Annotated in this window: 16 protein-coding genes and 2 riboswitches; of the genes, 3 read left to right on the top strand and 13 right to left on the bottom strand. The window is 59.9% G+C overall.

The features are described from left to right. Positions 1–13 precede the first annotated feature (13 nt). On the bottom strand, positions 14–4,063 hold the full coding sequence (locus J2X67_RS13650; protein WP_309953776.1) for a glycosyltransferase: 4,050 nt from the start codon (positions 4,061–4,063) through the stop codon (positions 14–16). Between the two features lie 396 nt (positions 4,064–4,459). Between J2X67_RS13650 and gmd the strand changes: the two genes are divergently transcribed. Together gmd and J2X67_RS13640 are read left to right on the top strand one after the other, a co-directional pair. Then, positions 4,460–5,497 carry a GDP-mannose 4,6-dehydratase gene (gene gmd / locus J2X67_RS13645; protein WP_309953774.1) on the top strand — a complete coding sequence of 346 codons (1,038 nt, stop codon included), beginning with the start codon at positions 4,460–4,462 and terminating at the stop codon, positions 5,495–5,497. Further along, a complete protein-coding gene (locus tag J2X67_RS13640; protein WP_309953772.1) occupies positions 5,494–6,375 on the top strand; it encodes a GDP-mannose 4,6-dehydratase in 882 nt (293 codons plus the stop codon). Before gmd ends, J2X67_RS13640 begins: the two co-directional genes overlap by 4 nt. A gap of 57 nt (positions 6,376–6,432) precedes the next feature. Here J2X67_RS13640 and J2X67_RS13635 read toward each other — a convergent pair whose 3' ends face one another. From J2X67_RS13635 to rfbB, 9 genes are all read right to left on the bottom strand, one after another. Next, positions 6,433–7,698: a glycosyltransferase family 4 protein gene (locus J2X67_RS13635; protein WP_309953770.1), complete on the bottom strand. Its 1,266-nt coding sequence runs from the start codon at positions 7,696–7,698 to the stop codon at positions 6,433–6,435. A gap of 43 nt (positions 7,699–7,741) precedes the next feature. Beyond that, entirely contained in the window at positions 7,742–8,935 is a 1,194-nt protein-coding gene (locus J2X67_RS13630) for an FkbM family methyltransferase (protein ID WP_309953769.1), read from the bottom strand. Between the two features lie 42 nt (positions 8,936–8,977). Continuing rightward, complete coding sequence (locus J2X67_RS13625; RefSeq protein WP_309953767.1) at positions 8,978–9,952, bottom strand: NAD-dependent epimerase/dehydratase family protein; 975 nt, start codon at positions 9,950–9,952, stop codon at positions 8,978–8,980. Continuing rightward, on the bottom strand, positions 9,945–11,195 hold the full coding sequence (locus tag J2X67_RS13620) for a glycosyltransferase family 4 protein (RefSeq protein WP_309953766.1): 1,251 nt from the start codon (positions 11,193–11,195) through the stop codon (positions 9,945–9,947). The genes J2X67_RS13625 and J2X67_RS13620 overlap by 8 nt, the downstream gene beginning before the upstream one ends. A gap of 10 nt (positions 11,196–11,205) precedes the next feature. After that, positions 11,206–12,318: a glycosyltransferase family 4 protein gene (locus J2X67_RS13615; RefSeq protein ID WP_309953764.1), complete on the bottom strand. Its 1,113-nt coding sequence runs from the start codon at positions 12,316–12,318 to the stop codon at positions 11,206–11,208. Positions 12,319–12,628: 310 nt separating this feature from the next. Further along, positions 12,629–13,177, bottom strand: a complete 549-nt coding sequence (gene rfbC, locus J2X67_RS13610) for a dTDP-4-dehydrorhamnose 3,5-epimerase (protein WP_309953762.1) — start codon at positions 13,175–13,177, stop codon at positions 12,629–12,631. Then, complete coding sequence (rfbA, locus tag J2X67_RS13605; RefSeq protein ID WP_309953760.1) at positions 13,174–14,073, bottom strand: glucose-1-phosphate thymidylyltransferase RfbA; 900 nt, start codon at positions 14,071–14,073, stop codon at positions 13,174–13,176. The genes rfbC and rfbA overlap by 4 nt, the downstream gene beginning before the upstream one ends. Before the next feature lie 58 nt (positions 14,074–14,131). Next, the gene (gene rfbD, locus J2X67_RS13600) at positions 14,132–15,022 is read right to left on the bottom strand and encodes a dTDP-4-dehydrorhamnose reductase (protein WP_309953758.1); all 891 of its coding nucleotides are present in this window, start codon (positions 15,020–15,022) and stop codon (positions 14,132–14,134) included. Continuing rightward, positions 15,019–16,092: a dTDP-glucose 4,6-dehydratase gene (gene rfbB, locus J2X67_RS13595; RefSeq protein WP_309953756.1), complete on the bottom strand. Its 1,074-nt coding sequence runs from the start codon at positions 16,090–16,092 to the stop codon at positions 15,019–15,021. The genes rfbD and rfbB overlap by 4 nt, the downstream gene beginning before the upstream one ends. A 113-nt stretch (positions 16,093–16,205) precedes the next feature. Next, a riboswitch (glycine riboswitch) is annotated at positions 16,206–16,296 on the top strand. A 32-nt stretch (positions 16,297–16,328) separates the two neighbouring features. Beyond that, a riboswitch (glycine riboswitch) is annotated at positions 16,329–16,434 on the top strand. A gap of 91 nt (positions 16,435–16,525) precedes the next feature. On the opposite strand from rfbB, the gene J2X67_RS13590 reads away from it, so the two are divergent. Further along, positions 16,526–17,827, top strand: a complete 1,302-nt coding sequence (locus tag J2X67_RS13590) for a D-amino acid dehydrogenase (protein ID WP_309953755.1) — start codon at positions 16,526–16,528, stop codon at positions 17,825–17,827. Positions 17,828–17,849: 22 nt separating this feature from the next. Here the strand turns inward: J2X67_RS13590 and J2X67_RS13585 are convergent, their stop codons facing one another. The 3 genes from J2X67_RS13585 to J2X67_RS13575 all read right to left on the bottom strand — a co-directional run bounded on the left by J2X67_RS13585 (position 17,850) and on the right by J2X67_RS13575 (position 21,389). After that, on the bottom strand, positions 17,850–19,130 hold the full coding sequence (locus tag J2X67_RS13585) for an FIST N-terminal domain-containing protein (protein ID WP_309953754.1): 1,281 nt from the start codon (positions 19,128–19,130) through the stop codon (positions 17,850–17,852). Positions 19,131–19,177: 47 nt separating this feature from the next. After that, a complete protein-coding gene (locus J2X67_RS13580) occupies positions 19,178–19,876 on the bottom strand; it encodes a PhaM family polyhydroxyalkanoate granule multifunctional regulatory protein (RefSeq protein ID WP_309953753.1) in 699 nt (232 codons plus the stop codon). 97 nt (positions 19,877–19,973) lie between these two features. Further along, entirely contained in the window at positions 19,974–21,389 is a 1,416-nt protein-coding gene (locus J2X67_RS13575) for a PLP-dependent aminotransferase family protein (protein WP_309953752.1), read from the bottom strand. Between the last annotated feature and the right edge of the window lie 89 nt (positions 21,390–21,478).

Here is a 21,478-nt window from a genome sequence, read left to right as displayed (position 1 = left end):
TCCGTCGACGAATTCAGTCCTTGGGGATCGTCCGCATCGATGCACGGATTTCGGCGAGTCGCGCAGCGGCCCTGTGGCCAGCGGTTTGCAGCGACAAATCGATTGCCGCCCGAGCCTTGCCCCGCGCTCCGATCTGCTTTGCCCATTCACGGTCTTCGTAAAGCCGTCGCATGAGCTGCGCGGCGTGCTCTGTCGACGGTTCCGCCCACTCGAGCTTCTCGTCGTAGGGCGGGATCGGACGACCGAGCTTCACCAACTTGTAGGGCACCAACAGGCTGTCTTCCTCGCCCATGAAGTCGACATTGCCGGAGTAGTTGGTCGCGATGACCGGCTTTCCCATCAGCATGGCCTCGGCCATCGTGAGGCCCAATCCTTCGCTGCGATGCAGGGACACATAAGCGTCACACGCGTCCATCAGCGACAGCACTTCGTCGGGGCTGTAAACCTGATCGATCACCACGATGTTGTGGCCCTCTGCGGCAGCGCGCAGTTCCTGCAATTGCGCCGGATGGCGGTCACCGAACGACGTCTTCAGCACCAGTGTCGCATCGTCCTGCGCCGAGAACGCCGTCTTGAATGCCTGGATAAGCCCAAGCGGATTCTTGCGCTCCATCACGCTCATCATGTGGAATGTGAACAGAAACGTGAAGCTCCCGTCCTTCAGGCCAAAGTACTTGCGCTCTCGTTGCTGATAGGTGCCGAGAGCGACGCCAGGGAATATCGTCCGCACTGGAATCGAGAGCCGTTCGCGCAAGCCCTTGGCAACGAATTCAGTGGCCGTCCAGACTTCGTCGACCTTGGTTGCCGCATCGAGCCACGAGTCCGGAATCGAGTCGAATTCCCAGTACCAGTAGGCGATGCGATAAGTGCGCGGCAAGTGCTCGCTCAGATCGCTGCGGCTATAGGCCTCGTCGAAGAAGGGCTCCGGTTGCGTGTGGATGATGGTCGTTTCGAAATCCTCGAAATCGCGGAACTGTGCGTGAACCGGATCATCTTTCTTGTCGGTCCGAAGATCGCGCAGCGCGGTTTGCACGCCTACCTCCCCCAAGCCTTTGACCAGTGCCTCCACAGAGACCCGAAGACCCGACGGATACGAGAAATGACCGATGACGTTCACGCCGAGCCTCGTCATTTCAGCCGCCACGCTTTCCTTGTCGAGACCGGCGCACCATGCCCTTACAGCTTCGGGCTGCATGGATTCGGGCGACTGGAGCCATTCGATCAGTGCCTTGGCTGCCTCGATCTTGTCGAGCGCTTCGGGATGTGCACGCTGCCATTGGTCGCGCGCGCGGTAGGCCGACCGAACTTGGCGGGCAGGCGCGATGTCGACCGGCCAACGCACCGGGTCGGCCCACAGCTCGGCCACGCGGTAATTTGCGCAGAACCAAGAGGCAAACGCACGGCGGCCGAAGACCGTCAGCCCGTCGGGATAGAGCCTTTGCCAGTCGGGTGTAAATTCGTAGGCCCTGACCAGTTCGGCCTCTGGAGTTTCCGCAGCTGTCCAGAACAGCCACCAGACTTCCTCCAGCCTCAGGCCTGCATTGCGCCGGCCATGCTGCATGAACCAGTAGAACAGTTCGGGCATGCCAATGGGCAGCAAGCCGTGAGGCAACACGGCCCTGACTTCCGAATGAAAGAGAAACGCTTGGCGCGCACGAGCTGCAAGGTCTTCAGACCACAGCATGCGGATCGAGGCCACTGCGTCTCCGTCTAGCCCGAAATGCTCCGCGCCTTCAGCTTCGAGCCAACGGCAAAACGCGCCATCAGGACCTTCGGATAGCGCAGCGGGAAATCGCAGGCGGACATCAGCGCGCGTGCGCAAGAGGTCCAGGCACCACCTGGCCGCAGACCAGACATCGCGCACGCCATGCGCGGGCTGGGGCGCCCAGATCACGCTGTCGCGCGGCAGCATGGCGATAGCCAGGCATGCGCCGTCATTCGACAGATCAAGAGTCCGCATCTGCGGCCTCAGCGAGCCGAATTCGCGAAGGCCGGCCTTGAGCTTCTCGCGGATCGTCGGCGCCGTGGCTGCTCGAAGCGACGGAATCGCGTGGTCCGCATCCAGTTCGGGATGAAGGTAAGGGTCGTCATCGATACCCAGCGCACGAATGTCGTCAGCCACCCGGCCAATGTCGACCCCGGGGTTGCTGTGGCCTCGCGTCGCGCCCTCGTGATGCACGAGACGGGCCTGCGGTACATAGGCAGTCCGGTAGCCGGCACGCCAAATATGCAGGCAGAGTGCGACGTCGCTCATCGCAATCAAGTACGACTCGTCGAACCCGCCGACGCGTTCGAATGCGTCCCGCCGCACCATTTGGCACGCGCCCATGATCGCGAGCCAGTTGCGGGCGTGATCCGGCGAGCCGAACACGCCCCAGCCGCGCTCTTCGGCGCTGCGATACATCAGGCCGCACAGATGAATGCCGACGCCCACGCCGCCATGCTGCAGTTCGCCCGAGGGATACACCAGCTTGGCGCCGACCACTCCGACGCCAGGGCGCATCGCGACCCGCACCATTTCATGCAGCCAATCGGGAGAGGTGACCTCGATGTCATTGTTCAGGAACAGCAAGATCTCGCCGTGCGAGAACGTCGCGCCGTAGTTGCACGCCGCGGAATAGTTGAAGGTCTTGTTGAAATGAACGATGCGAACGCCTGGCTCCGATGCGAGCTCGGCGTAGTACGCCAGCGTTTCCGGCTCGGTAGAGCCGGTGTCCACAATGATGATTTCCTTGTTCGGGTATGACGTTCCGCGCAACAGTCCGCCGACAGACATGCGCAGCAAGTGGTCCTTGTTCTTGGAAGGAATCACGATCGAGACGAGGGGGGGGCGGTCGATCGTCCAAGTGGCGTGCTGGGTGCCATCGGGCTGCGTCTGAACGGAGGCGTCAATGCCCTTTCGCGCCCAGAACTTGCGCAATGCTTCGCGCTGCGCCGCAGCCTCCGCTGAACCGGCGGCTGGCCTGTCTCGATGGCCATTGACTGACCGGTGGCAAAGAACCTTAGGAATGCGGGTAATGGTTTGCGCAATGTCGCTCGCGCGCAGATTCAGGTCCCATTCGAGACCTGCACCACATTCAGGGTCGATACCACCTGCAGCCTCGACGAGGTGCCGACGCAGCAGCGTCAAGCGCCCGAAGTAGTTGAAGGCATAGAGCAGTTCCGGAGACCAACTCGGCTTGAAGTAAGGCCGAATTCGCGCGCCTTCCGCCGACAATTCGTCCTCATCGCAATAAATAATATCGCTGGCTGGCGCCACGGACAGCGCATTTGCAATTTCGATTGCGGCGCCCGGTGCAACGACATCCCCGGCGTCGAGCACCGCAATAAAGTCGCCGTCGGCATGCGGCAGACAGGCAGCCAGCGCTTCGGCGCGGCTCCTGCCGCGCGCAGGCAAAGCGATGACGCGCGGCTCTTCATCCTGCAACGCTCGAAGGTATTCATCAAGCGCGCCAGCAAATTCGCTCGTGTCGGCAACGAGGAGTTGCCACTGGGGCAAGTCTTGCGCACGAATCGACATTACCGTTCTCATCAGCATCTCAAGCTGCGCGGCACTTGCACACAACAGGAAACTCAGCCGCGGGCTACCCGCCCCCTCCACAAGCGCGGTCGAGCGATGCTCGTTTTCGACGATCCATTGGCGATAACCGTCCGAGCTGTCGTAGCCGATATCAGTCCCGACTGCCGGCGCAACTCTCGAGACATTCGCGCCAACATTTCGGCGACGCTCCTTGAGAAACTGCAGTCGCTGCGGCGTGCGCCAGGGCGTCGCGACCCACCACGTTGCCTTGGCTGCGCGGCGCAGATATCCGCGCCAGGACAAAGGAATCGCCGCCGACACCCTCCGCAACGGAGCGGTGAGGCGCCAGGACGCCGATTGGAGCAACTCGTTCCGCTGATGCAACGCGAGCGCCACGCGTTGATTTGCCGATTCGATCTGGGCCTCAAAGGAGTCTTCGCTGCTTACTACGAGTCGCTCCTGGAGCTCCAGCCGCAGTTTGAGTGCGGCAATCTGCCGCTCCGCTTCGGCGAGTTTTTCTGCGTCTCGTGGTGTGTCACTCATATTCGCTTTTATGTCTGGAGTTTGGCGTACCTGCCCCGCCCGATGCCGCCCTTGCTCCCTGCGCCGGGGCACGCCTTGGCGCATGTGTCCGGCTTGCGTCGCATTTATTATCCCCGTTGACTGTTGGGTTTCACCCACGCATGCCGTGATCTATGTTGCAGTTGCGAGGTTGTGGCGAGCGTTTCGCGCAGCTGCTCCAAGTCAAAAAGACCCCGGTTGATCGCGCCACCCCATGGATACCCGGCTACAGGCAAGTTACGTAACTAAATATGGCGAATCCAGCTTCTCCGATTTGGCAAAATCAAGGGTTCTGCGCCAGCCCGTTCGCGTTGCCTTCCCATGAATGGCACAAGCCGACGCGTCATGCGATTTTTAGACACTACAGAGAAAGTCCTCATGAAGAAACATGCCGTTGTAACGGGCATCACGGGCCAAGACGGCGCTTACTTGGCTGAATTGCTGCTCGCCAAGGGATATGTCGTCTACGGCACCTATCGCCGCACCAGTTCCGTCAACTTCTGGCGCATTGAGGAACTTGGCATTCAGAGCAACCCCGACCTGCATCTTGTCGAGTACGACCTGACCGACCTGGGAAGCTCGATTGAATTGATCCGTCAGGCAGAGCCGGTCGAGGTCTATAACCTTGCGGCTCAGAGCTTTGTGGGCGTGAGCTTCAACCAGCCTGCAGCGACCGCCCAGATAACCGGCGTTGGCGCATTGCATCTGCTGGAGGCCATCCGCCTCGTCAATCCCAAGATCCGCTTCTATCAAGCGTCCACCTCCGAGATGTTCGGCAAGGTCCAGGCCATCCCCCAAGTGGAAGACACGCCGTTCTATCCGCGCAGTCCTTACGGCGTCGCCAAGCTCTATGCCCACTGGATGACGATCAATTACCGCGAGAGCTACGACATCTTCGGCTGCAGCGGCATTCTGTTCAATCACGAAAGCCCTTTGCGTGGCCGCGAATTCGTGACGCGCAAGATCACGGATAGCGTTGCCAAGATCAAGCTCGGCCAACTCGACGTCCTCGAACTCGGCAATCTAGATGCCAAACGCGATTGGGGCTTTGCAAAGGAATACGTCGAGGGCATGTGGCGGATGCTCCAGATCGACACGCCCGACACATACGTCCTGGCGACCAACCGCACCGAAACTGTGCGCGACTTCGTGAGCATGGCATTCAAGGGCGCGGGAATCACAGTGGACTTCAAGGGCAGCGGCGAAGGCGAATCGGCTGTGGACACAGCCACCGGAAGGACCGTCATGCGCATCAACCCGAAGTTCTATAGGCCCGCGGAAGTCGAACTGCTGATCGGGAATCCGGCCAAGGCCAAGGCCCAACTCGGCTGGGAGCCAAAGACCACGCTCGAGGAACTCTGCCAGATGATGGTCGAGGCGGATCTTCGACGCAATCGCCAGGGCTTCTCGTTTTGAGGATCCTGCTAACTGGCGCCAAGGGTTTTACCGGTCGGCATTTCACCGAACGTGCATTGGCCGAGGGACACTCGGTCATTGCCCTGCAGTCCGATCTGACAGACAGCGACGCGCTTTGCCAAGAGGTGCTCGAGGCATTACCTGACGCGGTGGTTCATCTGGCAGCAATCAGCTTCGTAGGGCATGCCGACGAAAAGGCGTTCTACGAGGTGAACGTGGTGGGCACTACAAACCTGCTCGACGCGCTCACCAAGCTACCCACGCCACCCCAACGTGTGCTTCTGGCGAGCAGCGCGAACATCTACGGCAACACAGCGCAGTCGCCGATCAGTGAAACGCAGCCGCCTGCGCCGGTCAATCATTACGCCACGAGCAAGCTCGCCATGGAATGCATGGCCCGAATATATGGGGATCGACTGAATCTGATAATCACTCGCCCTTTCAACTATACGGGGCCAGGCCAGGACGTGAACTTCCTGATTCCGAAGCTGGCCATGCACTTTGCCGCCCGAGCATCCTCTATTGCGCTCGGCAACCTCCATGTGGAGCGGGAGTTCAATGACGTTCGAATGGTGTGCAGCGCGTACCTGTTGTTGCTCGCGTATGGTGAGCCCGGTGGAATCTACAACGTGTGTTCAGGTCAACCTTACGAGCTCCAGCACGTAATTGACTCTTTCACTCAAATAACGGGTCACCAAATAGAAGTTACCGTCAATCCAGCTTTTGTCCGAGGCAATGAGGTACATCGGCTTTGCGGCAGTCCGGCAAAGTTGAATGCATTGCTTTCAAGACATGGTGCCAAACTTGAAGTCCCGACTTTGGAGGAAACGCTCCGCCGCATGTTACCGGCGCTCGACAAGAGCCATGCGAGCGCGTAGGCCCTCGGGCGAAGCACCCATGCCGATAGTCGCGGGCGGGCGGGCGGGACAATGCGCTTAGGCACCACGTGCATCAGCGCTCATTGCTCCGTCCACCGGATCGACACGTGCCGCCGCGTGAGCGCGGGTCAATTCGGCTTCGTGGATCATCGGTCTAAGACAATTTTTCCATAGCAACCCCTCGACGCTCTCCTGGGGACGGGATTGTTCGACATGCCCGTTCATCAAGTAACCGTCGACAAGTCGCCAAAACTCGTCCGGGTCATCGGCTATCGCAACACCAGGCAAGCCAATCCACTGCTCAAAACCCTCAAAGGCAAGCCTCGTTGCCACTATGGGACGGCCACTGATAATAGCTTCCGCTGTCTTCAAATTCGATCCTCCCGAATACATCTTCGGGAGAATCACCACTCTTGCATTACCGTAGAGCGCGCTTAGCGCAGTATCGTCAACCCAGCCCAGGAAGCGGCATCTTCCTAGAATCTTCGTTGCCTTTCCAAACTGCGGAGCAGCCTTCATCAGCGCGCCAACTTTACCGCAAACCATAATTTCGCCGTGGCGCAGCGGATGCCCGGAGGCATCCGCTGCAAAATCGACAATGCCTCGTGCATTCGGCGGATGCGCACTGCTAACGAATAGCGCATAAGGCAAGCTCGCAGGCAGGTATGACGAAACTGCCCCGATATTGTTGGCACTGGCGCTTTGATCGCAGTTGACGCCATTTGGTGCAACGCACACCTTCGCTGCATCATTAAGCTTGACGAATTCCTGAGCGTCACCCTCTGACACAGTGAGGATGAGATCTACTTCCGACGCAATCTCTTTCTCGATTTGCGCGATATCGCGAATAGTCTCTGGTGTTACGTCGCCTGCAGCAACGCTCCTGTGACCCCACGCAATGGTTTCGAAGTTATATGACGAGTGTACGATCGTGACACCATCCAGATAATTTTCGCGCCTCAGGCGCCTCACGACGGGCCAAAGCGCAATTTCTTCAAACTGCAGGAGATCTGGTCGGAATTCGCGCACGACTTGGGCAAAAGCGGCAAAGCTCTCTGGCGCTGCCGCCACAGCCTCCCACCAAGACATCTCCGAGCGTCGCGTCTCGCCCGGGAGCTTGCCATGGAATTCCCCCGCGTCGCCTCGTAGCGCAATGTCCGTCGGCCTTATGTCATTCAACCGGCTTTCACTAGGAATGTATAGGCCCGCCGCCCGCACTTCGTGACCCGCGTCCTCATAGGCCTTTGTTATAGACGCCGCGCGAAGCTGTCCGCCATTGCGAGGATTGAGATACAGCCAAGGAGCCAGGATCAATATCCGCATCACGCTCGTCGAAGTTTGAGAAAATCATTAAACATTGAAGATCTCATGTGCTTCGAGGCCTGGCAATATAGTCCGCTTGGCGCCCCGGAGAAGTTTCGTGCAAAATCTCGACGTCATAGTTGAGCTTCTCGAAAAATCCGAAAAACCCTTCAAGCGTAGCCCCGTGGAGGGCTGCCAAATCTCGTTCCCATTCGAAGAGAACGACCGGCTTTGATCTAGCAATTGTGCGTTCCGCGCCGACCAGCACTCGGAGATCCGAGCCTTGGGTATCTATTTTAATCAACGAAATATTTTCAAGCGCCAAGTCGTCGAGCGCGATTGCATCAACGTGCGGATCACCGGGCGCTGCAACTTCGAATGACAAGGCCGCGGCGTTTTCAATTAGCTTGTAATCGATATCACCGCCGACCATCGGAACGCCAACTTCTTGATGGTCTTGTGGGGCGAGCCGCATGGCGATGCTGCGATCGTACAGGGCGCCGTTATGGGTAACGACGTTCAAACGCTCATTCAAGGCTAAATTGCCACAGAGAACCTGGAAAACCCCAAGTTGGGGTTCAAACGCATGAACGGTGGAGAAGCAGCGTGACATTGTGAGTGTGTGTATGCCGATATACGCACCTGCATCAATCGCGATTCCATCGGGTCTGGCGGCCTCTTCTATCGCTTTTCTGACGTGCGGCTCCCACTCTTCGCCCGCAATAATCCGCTTCCCGATATGATCATTTTGCCGCACGAGCAATCGCTCGCCCGCCTGCCCATTGGCGATGACCAGACCGTTCGGGTTTTTTTCCTGCGGCAAATTGGCACTCAGCTTTTCGTATTTTTGGAGTGAAGCCTCGAGCTTGCCAATGCGCTCCTCCACGCCATGAGCAATTGACTCGATTTTTTGGCCTAACGCAGAGACATTGCCACTCAGGACGCCGGCTTCCTCCTCCAGTCCCGCAATACGATTTGCTACGGCCAAGGCGTCCTTTCGCAGGCCACCCGTCAGAGAGGCAACCTTTGCAGAAGCCCTCTTTTCCGCTTCAGTTGCAACCCTTTCAAGTTCAGCCGAGATTTCCGGAATTTTGTTCCGAATGCCTGCATCAACCGCGTCGATCCTGGCAGCAATCCGTCCTTCAGCGCCACGAAAGTATGGGGCAATTAACCACCAAACGAATCTTCGCACCGGATTCGTTGCCCAGCGGGTTGAAGACCTTGATCGTCCAAATTCCGATAGATTTCCAAGCTCCATCAATTTCTCCAGCTTATACTAACAATTAAATAAATTTTCACATCAGACCAGACTGGAAAATGAGCAACCAGTCTTCAAGTCTCCAATGGTGTTCTCAATTCCCGCCGACAACGAAACCTGCGGCTCCCAGCTCAGCGCTCTACATACCCGATCAATAGCGAGAACATTCACCGGCACGTCAATGAGCCGGGATGGAGAGCGTCTGACGGTAAGTTGTCGGCCTAAAACTTTCTCTATTTCCGCGATGGCCTGATTCAAACTTGCCCCAAGGCCAGTGCCGACATTGAAAATGAACTGATCCGAAGGTGGCGCCACGGCCAGATTGGCCAAGCAAGCAGCCAAGTCAGCAATGTGAATGAAGTCGCGCGTTACGTTTCCATCGCCCCAAATGACTATGTCCTCGCCGGTCAACGAGCGTTGCAAGAATGTTGTGATTACTCCAAGACCTCGCGCAACATTTTGACCGGCACCGTAGGGGTTAGAGATTCGAGCGATCCTGCAGTCAATGCCGTGCATGGAACGGAATAAACTCAAATATATTTCCGCGGACACTTTTCCTGCCCCGTAGGCAGTAATCGGTCTAAGGACGACATCCTCATCGATGGGGGTTCTGTTTACCTTTCCGTACACAGTTCCGCCCGACGACGTAAATACAACGCGTCCTTGGCCTTTTCGCCTTAATGCATCTAGCAATCCAATGGTGGCGGAGACGTTCAAAAGCAAATCGCCGGCAGGATTGGCGTTTGCGCTGGCAGGTATGGAACTCCAGGCGTAGTGATGAACCACATCGACATCTTTTACAAGCTCGTCCCAATCGGCAGACGCCAATTCGAAGGATTTTCTTGAGATGCGACCAGCTTCGGCCTCAGGGAAAGCAAAACTTGGGGGCAGCCGCGTGGCAATCGTCACGCTGAAGCCTTTGCGGGCCAACAATAACGCCACATGACGGCCGATGAAACCGTCTCCACCCAGAATCAGGTGGCGCTGTGCCTGCGTGCGTTGCTTAATTTCACCCAAAACGCAACCTCACGGACAAGTTGTGCTTCAGGAATAGAAGCAGTGGAAGCTTCGGATCGTGAGGCATCTCCCAAGGGCGCGCCGACTCCTCGAACGCGCGTTCCATCTTGTCCAGATGACGCTCGAAAGAGAGATCTCCCTCGACCAAACGTCGACCGGCACGGCCCATCTTTCCCAAGTCCACCTGCCCAGTTGCAACCTCGGCCATTGCTCTTGCAAGATCTTCTGCTGTCCGTTCGATCTTTAAGCAGTGAACGCCGTCGACAAGTCGCTCGCTGGTTCCGCAATTCCTGGTCAATATCGGCGGGGTATAACAACCCGCAGCCCCTAGAGGCGCGAAGGGGAATGGGTCCCGCTCCCAAGTTGGACAAAGAAACGCGTCGTACCCCGAATACGCCTTCAGGAGATCCATATAGGGCAGCGACCCAAGAAACCGGACACGTTCTCCCACACGCAGCCGTTTTGCCATATCTACATAGCGCGGCAAATCGCCTTCGCCAAAAATGTCGACAGAGAAATCAACTCCGCTCGCCTGTAACTGTGCACTGGCCTCGACAATTAACTCAGTGCCTTTGTGCGGCCCCAAGGAACTTGCCGCCACGAACCGCGCCTTTCCGTTCTGCAAGTATGGCTGGTGTGGCAATGATTGAGAAAGATCGGCCCACCCGGCCACGATGTCGGCGCCCTGAGGAAACGATATGTTTGATTCCGTTTCGATCTCATCAAGTAGATTTTGACTCACCGAGAAAATACGGGCTTGCTCGTAGACCTCGCCTCCGCGAGCATTAAATATTCCTCTGACATCAGCCGGCACGTTGGCGGCAATATCAACCGGCACCCGATCTCCCAGATATAGCGTCCAAGGCACACCCACATGATTTAACAAATCCATCATGGCCAATCCACCGATTCCTGTCAGATTCCACGCAGATACAACATCCGGGCGGAAATTTTTCAACGCATCCAGGAGGTGAAGTGTGTTGGAGTAGGACGAGCATACCGCGCTGTGGAGATCGCGAACTTCCAGCGTCTGGTTTGGAGTATGTGGAACATACCAGTGCAGATCCAGGCGCCTCTGAATCCAATCTGGCGTCTTCGTTGTCTGAGGGACGTGGCTCCAGGTAGTGAGAACCTGGACTTCGTGCCCGCGGCTGCGCATCGCTTCTGCAGTTTGTGCGCATGCAATTTCATAGCCGCCTATTATGAGCGGCGGATAAAGATTGGTAAGAAAGAGAATTCGCAATGCTATACCCTCAGTTTTTCCGGCTCGCTATCGTGTGCCTGTAAAACTCAGCCAAACGAGCTCCAATTGCCTTGAGGCCGTGAGTAGAAATGACGTGTGCGCGCGCGAGTTCTCCAGCATCACGTGGCGGCCAGGTTCCGGCGGCCACTTTTTCGAAGATCGCCACCAAATCGTTGTGCGAAGAAAATACTTGACCGAATCGAGCATCGGTCACCAGTTCCGGCAGCGACCCGGCATCCGACACGATAACGGGTAGCCCGCATGACATAGCCTCCAGCGTAGTCAAGCCCATCAATTCGGGCTTCGCAACGTTGTTTCCATAAATGTCATGCGCCGTGGATGCTTGCACGAACACTGCACTGTTGTTGTAGATATCAAGAAGTGCGTCGTCGTCCGCTTCTAGAACGAAATTGACGTTTTTCCCCTCTGCCATTTTTACAAGCAATTCGTAATACGGCTGGTGATAAGGGCGGCCGACGATCGTCAAGCTCAGAGAGGGAGGCAGCGCTGCAATCACGCGGTCGATCCCCTTGTGCGGCAATATGCGGCTGACGCACAACATTCGACCTGCATTGCCAGACGGCTCCCCCGGAGCCGGTATGAATCGATCAGTATCCACAGGCCCGATAAGAACGTCGTGGGGCCCTTTGAAATGTGACCCCACAAGATTGCGGGCATATTTCGAAATAGATATCAGACCATCCAAAAGCTCGATCCCTCGGCCACGCAACATTTGCGGATCTTCGCCACCGCCGAGATCAGTACCAATAGCTGGGATTTTTAGCGAGCGAACTATCGACGTGCTGAATGCGCCAAATAACGTCAAGCACTGGTGTATGTGAACGAGATCGAATCCCTCAAGCTCGCGCCATAGTCGCGTCGACAACGCGTTCGTCATTCCCGGATGTGACGACTCATTTTTCAGGACACGGACCAGAATACCGTTTCTCAAAAATAACTGATCATCTGGTCCGATCGAGAATATGGCCTGATCGAAACCCGGGACCGTTTGCAACGATTGCGCGAGATAGTCAACATATCTCTCTCCGCCGCCCACATACGAGTCTGGAGAAAAATACGCTGGACTCAAATGTGCAATACGGAACTTCTCACCGCTTTTCATGGCGCCCTTAATTCAAGAATTTTGTTCAAACGGTCTGCTCGCGGGCGTCGTGTGACTATACATATGCTTCCCTCTTGATAGCGAATGATGAAGATTGTGCCATTCGGCCTGGTGACACCCGCATCGGCCCGTCACAGGAAATACGGCCAACTTGATGAAAAGTGCATTGAATACCTGCTCGCGTCAACTTATCTTCCAAGGAGTGTCGGGAGATTAAGTGCACCGTCGGCGCTTTTGCAAATCCAGTATTTATGCAAGGCGTGACATAGTTGCAGGATCGACTGCATCGCAACCAATTTTTTGCTGCTTTTCAGTCGAATGTTTCGGCTTGATTCAGCGAAACGCCAGCTTGGTCTTTTGCAGACAGGAGAGGCGCCATCTCGATGTCTGGCCACGCAATGCCGATTGCCGGGTCGTTCCACGCTATGCAGCGCTCGTGCGCCGGCGCATAGTAGTCCGTGGTTTTATAGAGGAAATCCGCCGTCGCACTGAGCACAAGAAAGGCATGTGCGAACCCCGCGGGTATCCACAGCTGCTTGTGATTGTCCGCAGTCAATTCAACACCCACCCATTGCCCGAAGCTCGGCGAAGACTTGCGGATGTCCACGGCCACGTCGAACACAGCGCCCTGCACCACCCGCACCAGCTTGCCTTGCGGCTGCTGAATCTGATAGTGCAAGCCTCGCAGCACGCCCTTGGCTGAACGCGAATGGTTATCCTGAACAAACTCGACGTGGCGACCAACAGCGTCGTCAAACGCCTTGCTGTTGAAGCTCTCGTAGAAGAAACCGCGCGCATCGCCGAAGACCCTCGGCTCGATGATCAGCACTTCAGGAATTGCGGCGGGTGTTGCCTTCACGAGCGGACCTCGTCAGCCAGTAGATGATTCAGATACTTGCCGTAGCCGTTCTTTTGAAGCGGCAAAGCGAGCCTTGCCAGTTGCTCGCGATCGATGAATCCATTGCGCCACGCAATCTCTTCAGGACACGCAATCTTGAGCCCTTGCCGATGCTCCAGGGTCTGAATGAATTGCGCAGCCTCCAGCAGGCTCTCATGCGTGCCGGTATCCAGCCAGGCATAGCCACGCTGCATGATCTGCACATTCAACTGATCACGGTCGAGATAGGCCTGATTGACCGCCGTAATCTCCAGTTCGCCGCGCGCACTCGGCTTTACGGCCTTGGCAATCTCGACCACTTGGTTGTCGTAGAAGTACAGGCCCGTAACCGCATAGCTACTCTTCGGCTTCAGCGGCTTTTCCTCGATGCTGCTGGCCTTGCCCTTCGCATCGAAAGCCACCACGCCATAGCGCTCGGGGTCGTGGACGTGGTAGGCGAATACAGTGGCGCCGGAAGGCTTGGAGTCGGCATCGGCCAGCAGTTGCGCGAAGTCATGGCCGTAGAAGATGTTGTCGCCAAGCACCAGCGCGCTGGACGAATTACCTACGAACTTTTCGCCGATGATGAAAGCCTGCGCGAGGCCATCGGGGCTGGGCTGCACAGCGTACTGCAGGTTGATGCCCCACTGGCTGCCATCGCCCAGCAGTTGCTGGAAGCGCGGGGTGTCCTGCGGCGTGCTGATGATAAGGATGTCGCGCATGCCGCCGAGCATCAGCGTGCTGAGCGGGTAGTAGATCATCGGCTTGTCGTACACCGGCAGCAGCTGCTTGCTGAGCGCGAGCGTGGCGGGATGCAGCCGGGTACCGGAGCCGCCAGCCAGGATGATGCCCTTGCGTTGCGTGGTCTTCATGGTCATTGTGTTGTGTTCTCCGCTTTTTGCTGCTTGCTTGTGTGCTTCTCTTGCGCTGTATCTATCAAAGGGTCTCGCGCAGCATTCTGGCAACCCCCTGCTGCCAGTGCGGCAGCACCAACCCAAAGGTGGACTGCAGCTTGCGCGTGTCCAATCGCGAGTTGGCGGGGCGTTTCGCGGGAGTTGGGAAGGCGCTGGTGGGCACGGGGTCGACGGCCTCGGGTCCGGCCTTGAGCTCAACGCCGGCCGCCCTGGCCTGTTCGATCACGAAGCGCGCATACCCGTGCCAACTGGTTTCGCCACCAGCCACCGCGTGATACAGGCCCGCCTTGGCAGGGTCTTGCAAGGTGGCGCGAATTGCATGTGCGGTTATGTCCGCGAGCAACTCGGCGCCCGTCGGGGCTCCGAACTGGTCGTCGATGACGGTCAGGCGGTCCCGCTCTTTGGCCAGGCGCAGCATCGTCTTGGCGAAGTTGCCCCCGCGCGCAGCGAACACCCAGCTTGTGCGAAAGATCAGGTGCTTGGCGCAGTGCTTGGCCACCAGTTGCTCGCCTTCGAGCTTGGTCTGGCCATACACGCTGAGAGGGCCGGTGGCATCGTCTTCCTGCCAGGGCTTGCTGCCGCTGCCATCAAACACGTAGTCAGTCGAGTAATGCACCATGAGTGCGCCAATCTGCCCGGCGGCTTCGGCCACCACGCCGGGCGAGGTGGCGTTGAGCTTGCGCGCAAAGTCGGGCTCGCTCTCGGCCTTGTCGACAGCGGTGTGAGCTGCGGCATTGACGATCACGTCAGGACGCACCTTCAGCACGGTCTCGGCAAGCTGCTCGGGACGGCTGAAGTCGGCATTGAACTCAGTGCTGTCAAAATCGAGCGCCACCAGTTCGCCCAATGGCGCAAGGCTGCGCTGCAGTTCCCAGCCGACCTGTCCGCCCTTGCCCAGCAGCAGCAACTTCATGCGATCGCCTTCGTCGTGTCGTATTGCTTCTCGACCCACTCGCGGTACGCGCCGCTTTGCACGTTGCGCACCCAATCGCCATTCGCCAGATACCACTCGACGGTCTTGCGGATGCCGGTGTCGAAGGTTTCAGCCGGCTTCCAGCCCAACTCGCGCTCGAGCTTGCGCGCATCGATGGCGTAGCGCCTGTCGTGGCCGGGTCGGTCGGTAACGTAGCTGATCTGTTCCTTGTACGGCTTGCCGTCGGCGCGCGGGCGCAGTTCGTCGAGCAGAGCGCACACGGTGTTCACGATCTCGATGTTGGGCTTCTCGTTCCACCCGCCGACGTTGTACGTCTCGCCGAGCTTGCCTGCCTCGAGCACACGGCGAATGGCGCTGCAATGGTCCTTCACGTAGAGCCAGTCGCGCACCTGCATGCCATCGCCGTAAACGGGCAGGGGCTTGCCGGCCAGCGCGTTGACGATCATCAGCGGGATGAGCTTTTCGGGAAAGTGGAACGGCCCGTAGTTGTTGGAGCAGTTGGTGGTGACCACCGGCAGACCATAAGTGTGGTGCCAGGCGCGTACGAGATGGTCGCTTGCGGCCTTGCTGGCCGAGTACGGGCTGTTGGGCTCGTACTTGTTCTCTTCGGTAAACGCAGGGTCGGTCTTGGATAGCGACCCGTAGACCTCGTCGGTCGACACGTGAAGGAAACGAAAGGCGGACTTTTGCTCGGCCGGCAGCGCGCTCCAGTGGCCGCGCACCGATTCGAGCAGGCGAAAGGTGCCGAGCACATTGGTCTGCACGAAGTCCTCGGGGCCGTGAATGGAGCGATCAACGTGCGATTCCGCGGCAAAGTTCACGACGGCACGCGGCTTGTGCTCGGCCAGGAGGCGATCGACCAAGGCGCTGTCGCCGATGTCGCCCTGAACGAAGATGTGCTTCGGGTTGCCCTTGAGCGACGCGAGCGTCTCGAGGTTGCCCGCGTAGGTCAGCTTGTCGAGGTTGACGACGGGCTCATCGCTCTGCGCGATCCAGTCGAGTACGAAATTGGCGCCAATGAAGCCTGCGCCGCCGGTTACCAGGATCATGGAGTCCCCTGTTGTTGTCGAACGATCGCCCTCTGGCGAATGGACTGAAGATTATCCCATTGGCGCACAGTGCCACGACAACGGTTGGCATCCCCACGAGCCCCGCCTACAATCGCCCCACTGCAGGAGAGCGGGCAACCCCGGTTGCCCTACCGAAGGCGCAAACTCCCATAAACGCTCAGGTCGGCCCGACGAAGTTCTCGAAATTTCGGCAAGGGGCCCGTACTGCACCAACTGACACGCCGTCTGGAGAGCCATCACTTCGCGTGATGCACCGAAGGAGCAAACCCGTTGCGGGCGCAGCGGGTGAATCTCTCAGGTACCGAGGACAGGGGGAGCGGCAACTTGGACGGCGGTCGTCCGGTTGCTTGCTATTTATTCAATAGCAAACCTCGCCCGCAGTTCAAGCGCTTCAACCTCAAAGGTATTTGAAATGCGCGTGATCGTTCTTGGCGCCGGCTTGCTCGGTGTTACCTCGGCTTACTACCTCCAGCAACTCGGCCACGAAGTGACCGTCGTCGACCGGCAGGCCACCCCCGCCGCCGAAACCAGTTTTGCCAACGGCGGGCAGATCTCCGTCAGCCATGCCGAACCCTGGGCCAATCCGAGCGCACCGCTCAAGGTGCTGCAGTGGCTGGGCAAGGAAGACGCCCCGCTGCTCTTTCGCATTCGCGCGGACATGCGCCAATGGCTCTGGGGCTTGCAGTTCCTGCGCGAATGCACCCCTGGCCGCACGAAGCACAACATCGAGCAGATCGTGCGCCTGGGCACCTACAGCCGCGAAGTGCTGCAGCAACTGCGTCGCGACACCGGCATCGCGTACGACCAGCGCACGCAAGGCATCCTGCACTTCTATACGACGCAGAAGGAATTCGACAGCGCCCTGGAACCTGCCGAGCAGATGCGCGCGCTCGGCTGCGAACGGCAAATCATCTCCGCGGACGAGGCGGTGAAGATCGAACCCGCCCTTGCCCACATCCGTCCACAACTGGCCGGCGCCACTTACACGGCAGAAGACGAATCCGGCGACGCCAATCTCTTCGCACGCGAAATGGCACGCCTTGCGACAGCAGCCGGCGTGAAGTTCCTCATGAGCCACACGGTGACTGCGTTGCGCGAAACTGGCGGCAGCATCGACCACGTGGAGGCCACCGACAGCGAAGGCCGCTTCCAACGCATTCGCGGCGATGCCTTCGTGCTTGCAATGGGTTCGTTGAGCCCCCTGTATGCCGCACCGCTGGGCATTCGCCTGCCGATCTATCCGGCCAAAGGCTATTCGGTCACGCTGCCTGTCAAAGACGCCACCAAGGCGCACCAGGTTTCGCTGACCGACGACGAGTTCAAGCTCGTGTTCTCGCGCTATACGTCGGAGTCGGGTGACCGCCTGCGCATTGCCGGCACAGCCGAGCTCAATGGTTACGATCGCGACTTGAACCGCGTGCGATGCGAAGCGATCGTCCGGCGCGTTGAGCAACTCTTTCCCGGGGCAGGCGACACCACGCAGGCGCAATTCTGGACCGGCCTTCGCCCCGCGACGCCGAGCAACGTGCCATTGATCGGAAAGACGAAGCTGCCGAACCTGTACCTGAACACCGGACACGGCACGCTTGGCTGGACGCATGCGTGCGGGTCGGGAAAGTCGGTGGCGCGGATCGTGAGCGGGCTGGCGCCCGAGGTCGATTTTGCGTTTGCCGGCATGCCTGCGACAGCCCCGCGCATGCTGCAGCCGGCCTGATTGGTCCGCCGGCGCGACGGGATCAGTCGTTGCCGGTAAACACCGTCAAAACACCCGTATACCCATACAGGTGATGCCGCGCAATTTCACCCGCCGCAAAGAACCCCACCAGCGGCACGTCGCCCAGCGCATGCCGCACGATCTGCAGTTCGGCGCCCGGTGCGCCGAAGTGCGCCCCGCCGCGCCCCGAGCAACTCACGTACACGGCGCCGGCAATGCGGCGCGCCGGGTGCGGCGCTGCTTCGGCCTCGCCGGCCGCCACGGCACGCGCGGTGGCCAGCGTCTGCTCTTCGGGCTCAAGCTCTTCGCGAATTTCCGCGCAGATGCGCATCAGATCGGCACGCGCGGCCTGTGCATTGCGGCGGCAGAAGGTCAGGCGCATGCCGGCCTCTGCCACGTCGGCAATGGCGATGCCGCGGCGGGTCGGGTCCAGTCCGATGATGTGGCGCACCAGCACGTCCGCGCCGAGGTCGCCGGTGCGGCGAATTCCGTCGCTGCCCGCATCGGCCAAGCCCACCAGGGTGGCGCGCACCGCGTCGATGGCTTCCTGCGGGCGCTCCAGCGACACCTGCAGGTCGGCCAGCAGCACGTCGAGCGCGGGTTCGCCGTCGAGCTTGAGCAACAGGTTGCCGTCGGCTTCGGTGATCTCGCGTTCGCGTCCGGCGCCGGAGCGCAGGGGCTGGCAGCCTTGCGTGACGCGCGACACCAGCCGCACGCCTTCGCCGAACACCACGCCCGACAAGCCACCCGAGAACACACCGCCCGCCGCGCCGTGCCCGCGGATGTTGCCATTGCCACCCACCGCAAACTGCAGCGCGCCCGCACGGCCCGACGAGAGCCCACCGAACAGATAGCCCGTGTCGGTGCGGCCCGCCATCTCGCCGATCAGCTCGGGCAGGTCAGGAGTAGCCGGGTCCGCATGCACCAGCGCGGTATGAGCCTCGAAGCCACTCATCTCCGAGTTGCCCAGCGGCGCAACGCCGGAGAACACGCGGTACTGATCGCTCGGCAACGCGCAGAGCATCAGGCTCAGGCCAGGCTCGTCGAAGTACTCGGCGTTGTTGGCCGCAACGCCGATGCCCACCGTGCCCGACCAGTCGGTAACCTCCGGAAGCTCGGCGCTCAGGTGGTCGAGGATGTCTTGCGCATCCGAAGCGTAGTGATCGGTGATGTAGAGCAGGCCGAGGGTCGGTGCCGAGGCGTAGTCGGGCAGCGCCATCTGGGCGCGCAACTGGGCCAGCACGAGGCCGGCCGCCATGCGCCATTGCGGGTGGGTGGCGTGACCGGAGGGAAACAACTTCATGATGCGTGCCGACCCGTTCTCTTCAAGATGTGTGTGTACGTATGACGTCAGCGGCGGCCGGTCGTTCGCTTTCGCGCGGCCGTCGGCGCCTTCTTTTTGGCGGCGGTTGCTGTTGTCGCTTTCCTGGCCGCCGGCTTTGAAGCCGCGGGAGCAGCGGCTGGTGCGGGCACCTTGAGCTGCGCCGCGTCGTGCAGCGCCGAGGTGGCGATCTGCTGAAACTGCTCGGTGAGGGAGCCCCACCATTGCATGGGATCGACCACGCCGCTGTCGCCACCCGATGCGGCAGTTGCCGAGCCGGGCTTGCTGCGCGCCTTTTTGGCAGGCGCCGGCGCCTCTTCTTCCGCCTCGGCTTCAGGTTCGGGCTCGGCCTGCGCGGCACCAACTGGCGCGGCCGCAGGTGCTGCCGCAGCCGTCTGCTTGGTGAAAGCGCTTGCGATATCTTCCATGCGCACGTTCATGCCGCGCAAGGTCGAAAGTGTCATCTTCTGCACCTCGAGCGCCTGGATGGTGGCCTTGAGCGCATGGCCGTTCTGCTCCAGCCAGTACTGCACGGTCTTGAGCTCCTGGATGCGCTTGTCGACCTCTTCCACGCTGAGCGTGGGCGCAACCCAACTCGCAAGGCTCGGCAAACCCGGCACCGCACTCGTGGCAGCCCCCGCTCCAGCGGCACCGCCTGCGAGGTTCTTCAGAAAGTCGAATCCGGGGACAAACTGGCTGAAGTCGAAAGGCTGGCTGGCGTTGCTCATGCAGGAGTCTCCGGGTTGGGTTTTCTTGTGATGCCAGCTTACTCCAAGGCATCGCCTTTTGGGCTTGCGCCCCTTCCCGTTCAGCTGTCAAGAGCGCTCAGAGTTCCGCACGGACCTTGCTGAACACCTTCCAGAAAGCGGCGTCCTGCGAAGTTGCGAAGTTGATGCGCATCATCGTGCTCGGCGGCCTTCGCGCATGAAAGAGCGAGCCCGGCGCGAGCAGGTAGCCCTGGTCGAGCATGCGCTGCGTGAGTGCATCGGTGTCCACACCGGTATCGACCCAGCCGAACAGGCCCGCAGGCTCCGAGGCAAAGCTGCAGCCGTGCGCCATGGCCAGCTTGACTGCGCGGCTGCGTGCACCGTCGAGCCGGATGCGTATGCGATCGGCATGCCGGCGCAATTGCCCCTGGTCGATGCACCACGACAGCGCCCGCTCAAAAAGCGTGGGGGTGGTCAGGGTCGCCAGCAGCTTGGTTTCGAGCAACCGCTCCTTCAGTTCGGGCGACGCGGCCAAAAAGCCGATGCGCCAGTTGGGCGCCAGGATCTTCGCGAAGCCGCTCACGTAGATGGTGCGCTGCAGGCCGTCGAGCGCACTCAGCCGCGTGGCGTGCTCGGGCGCAAGGTGGCTGTAGGTGTCGTCTTCGACAATGTGAAAGTCGTGTTCGTTGGCCAGCTTGAGCACACGGTGCGCACTGCCCGGCGTCAGGCTGTAGCCCGTCGGGTTGTGCAGCACGCTCACGCTCACGAACAGCTTGGGGCTGTGCAGCGCGCAGTACTGCGCCATCACTTCCAGGTCGGGCCCGTCGGCGCGGCGCGGCACCGGCAGGATGCGCATGCCCAGTGCCTCGAGCCGCGCGAATTCGAGCGCCCAGCCCGGCTCTTCCACCATGACCGGATCGCCCGCGCGCAGCAGCGTGCGGCTCACGATGTCCAGCGCGTGCGTTGCGCCGACTGTCGTCACGATCTGGTCGGGCGCGGCCGGCACGTTGATGCCCACGAGCTTGTTCGACAGGCTGCGGCGCAACGCGGCGTCGCCGGAGGGTTCACCGTACTGGAGCGACAACTCCTGCAGCGCGGCTGTATTGGTCATGCGGCGCACCGCCGTCGGCATGAAGGTCGAAGACATCCAGTCCGGCGGAAACACGCCCATGCCGGGCTGCGGCTTGTCGCTCGGCCTGTGGAACATGCTGCGGATGAGCGAACTCGCGTCGGCCGGTACACGCGACGCCATCATCTGCGCGACCATGGGCGCCGCATTGGCCGGACGCCCCTCCGGCGGGGGCGCGGCATCGCGCACGTAGAAACCCCGCTGCCGGCGCGCCTCGACCAGGCCTTGCGCCAGCAACTGGTCATAAGCCGCTACCACCGTGTACGGGCTCACACCCTGCTGGCGGGCGCATTCGCGCACCGAGGGCAGGCGCGCGCCGGGCGGCAACAGCCGCGTGCGGATGCGCTCTGCCAGGCGGTCGGCCAATTGCCCTGTGAGCGACTGGGTGGAGGTTCGTGTCAGCATCGGCGTTGCGCTTCTGTGTCGAGTGGCAGACCAATACAGATTTCGAATATGTTCGATCAACTGTATTGGAACTGTAATGGTCGCGAAGT

It is taken from the genome of Variovorax sp. 3319, assembly GCF_031456585.1.
Lineage (GTDB): Bacteria > Pseudomonadota > Gammaproteobacteria > Burkholderiales > Burkholderiaceae_C > Variovorax > Variovorax paradoxus_P.
The sequence above is the reverse complement of the archived record's forward strand: the minus strand, read 5'-3'. Positions and strand labels throughout refer to the sequence as shown.

Bases quoted from the DNA above. Each gene is read 5' to 3' on its own strand.
- J2X67_RS13650 (WP_309953776.1), bottom strand. From the start codon at position 4,063: ATGAGTGACACACCACGAGACGCAGAAAAACTCGCCGAAGCGGAGCGG.
- gmd (WP_309953774.1), top strand. From the start codon at position 4,460: ATGAAGAAACATGCCGTTGTAACGGGCATCACGGGCCAAGACGGCGCT.
- J2X67_RS13635 (WP_309953770.1), bottom strand. From the start codon at position 7,698: ATGCGGATATTGATCCTGGCTCCTTGGCTGTATCTCAATCCTCGCAAT.
- J2X67_RS13630 (WP_309953769.1), bottom strand. From the start codon at position 8,935: ATGGAGCTTGGAAATCTATCGGAATTTGGACGATCAAGGTCTTCAACC.
- J2X67_RS13615 (WP_309953764.1), bottom strand. From the start codon at position 12,318: ATGAAAAGCGGTGAGAAGTTCCGTATTGCACATTTGAGTCCAGCGTAT.
- rfbA (WP_309953760.1), bottom strand. From the start codon at position 14,073: ATGACCATGAAGACCACGCAACGCAAGGGCATCATCCTGGCTGGCGGC.
- rfbD (WP_309953758.1), bottom strand. From the start codon at position 15,022: ATGAAGTTGCTGCTGCTGGGCAAGGGCGGACAGGTCGGCTGGGAACTG.
- rfbB (WP_309953756.1), bottom strand. From the start codon at position 16,092: ATGATCCTGGTAACCGGCGGCGCAGGCTTCATTGGCGCCAATTTCGTA.
- J2X67_RS13590 (WP_309953755.1), top strand. From the start codon at position 16,526: ATGCGCGTGATCGTTCTTGGCGCCGGCTTGCTCGGTGTTACCTCGGCT.
- J2X67_RS13585 (WP_309953754.1), bottom strand. From the start codon at position 19,130: ATGAAGTTGTTTCCCTCCGGTCACGCCACCCACCCGCAATGGCGCATG.
- J2X67_RS13580 (WP_309953753.1), bottom strand. From the start codon at position 19,876: ATGAGCAACGCCAGCCAGCCTTTCGACTTCAGCCAGTTTGTCCCCGGA.
- J2X67_RS13575 (WP_309953752.1), bottom strand. From the start codon at position 21,389: ATGCTGACACGAACCTCCACCCAGTCGCTCACAGGGCAATTGGCCGAC.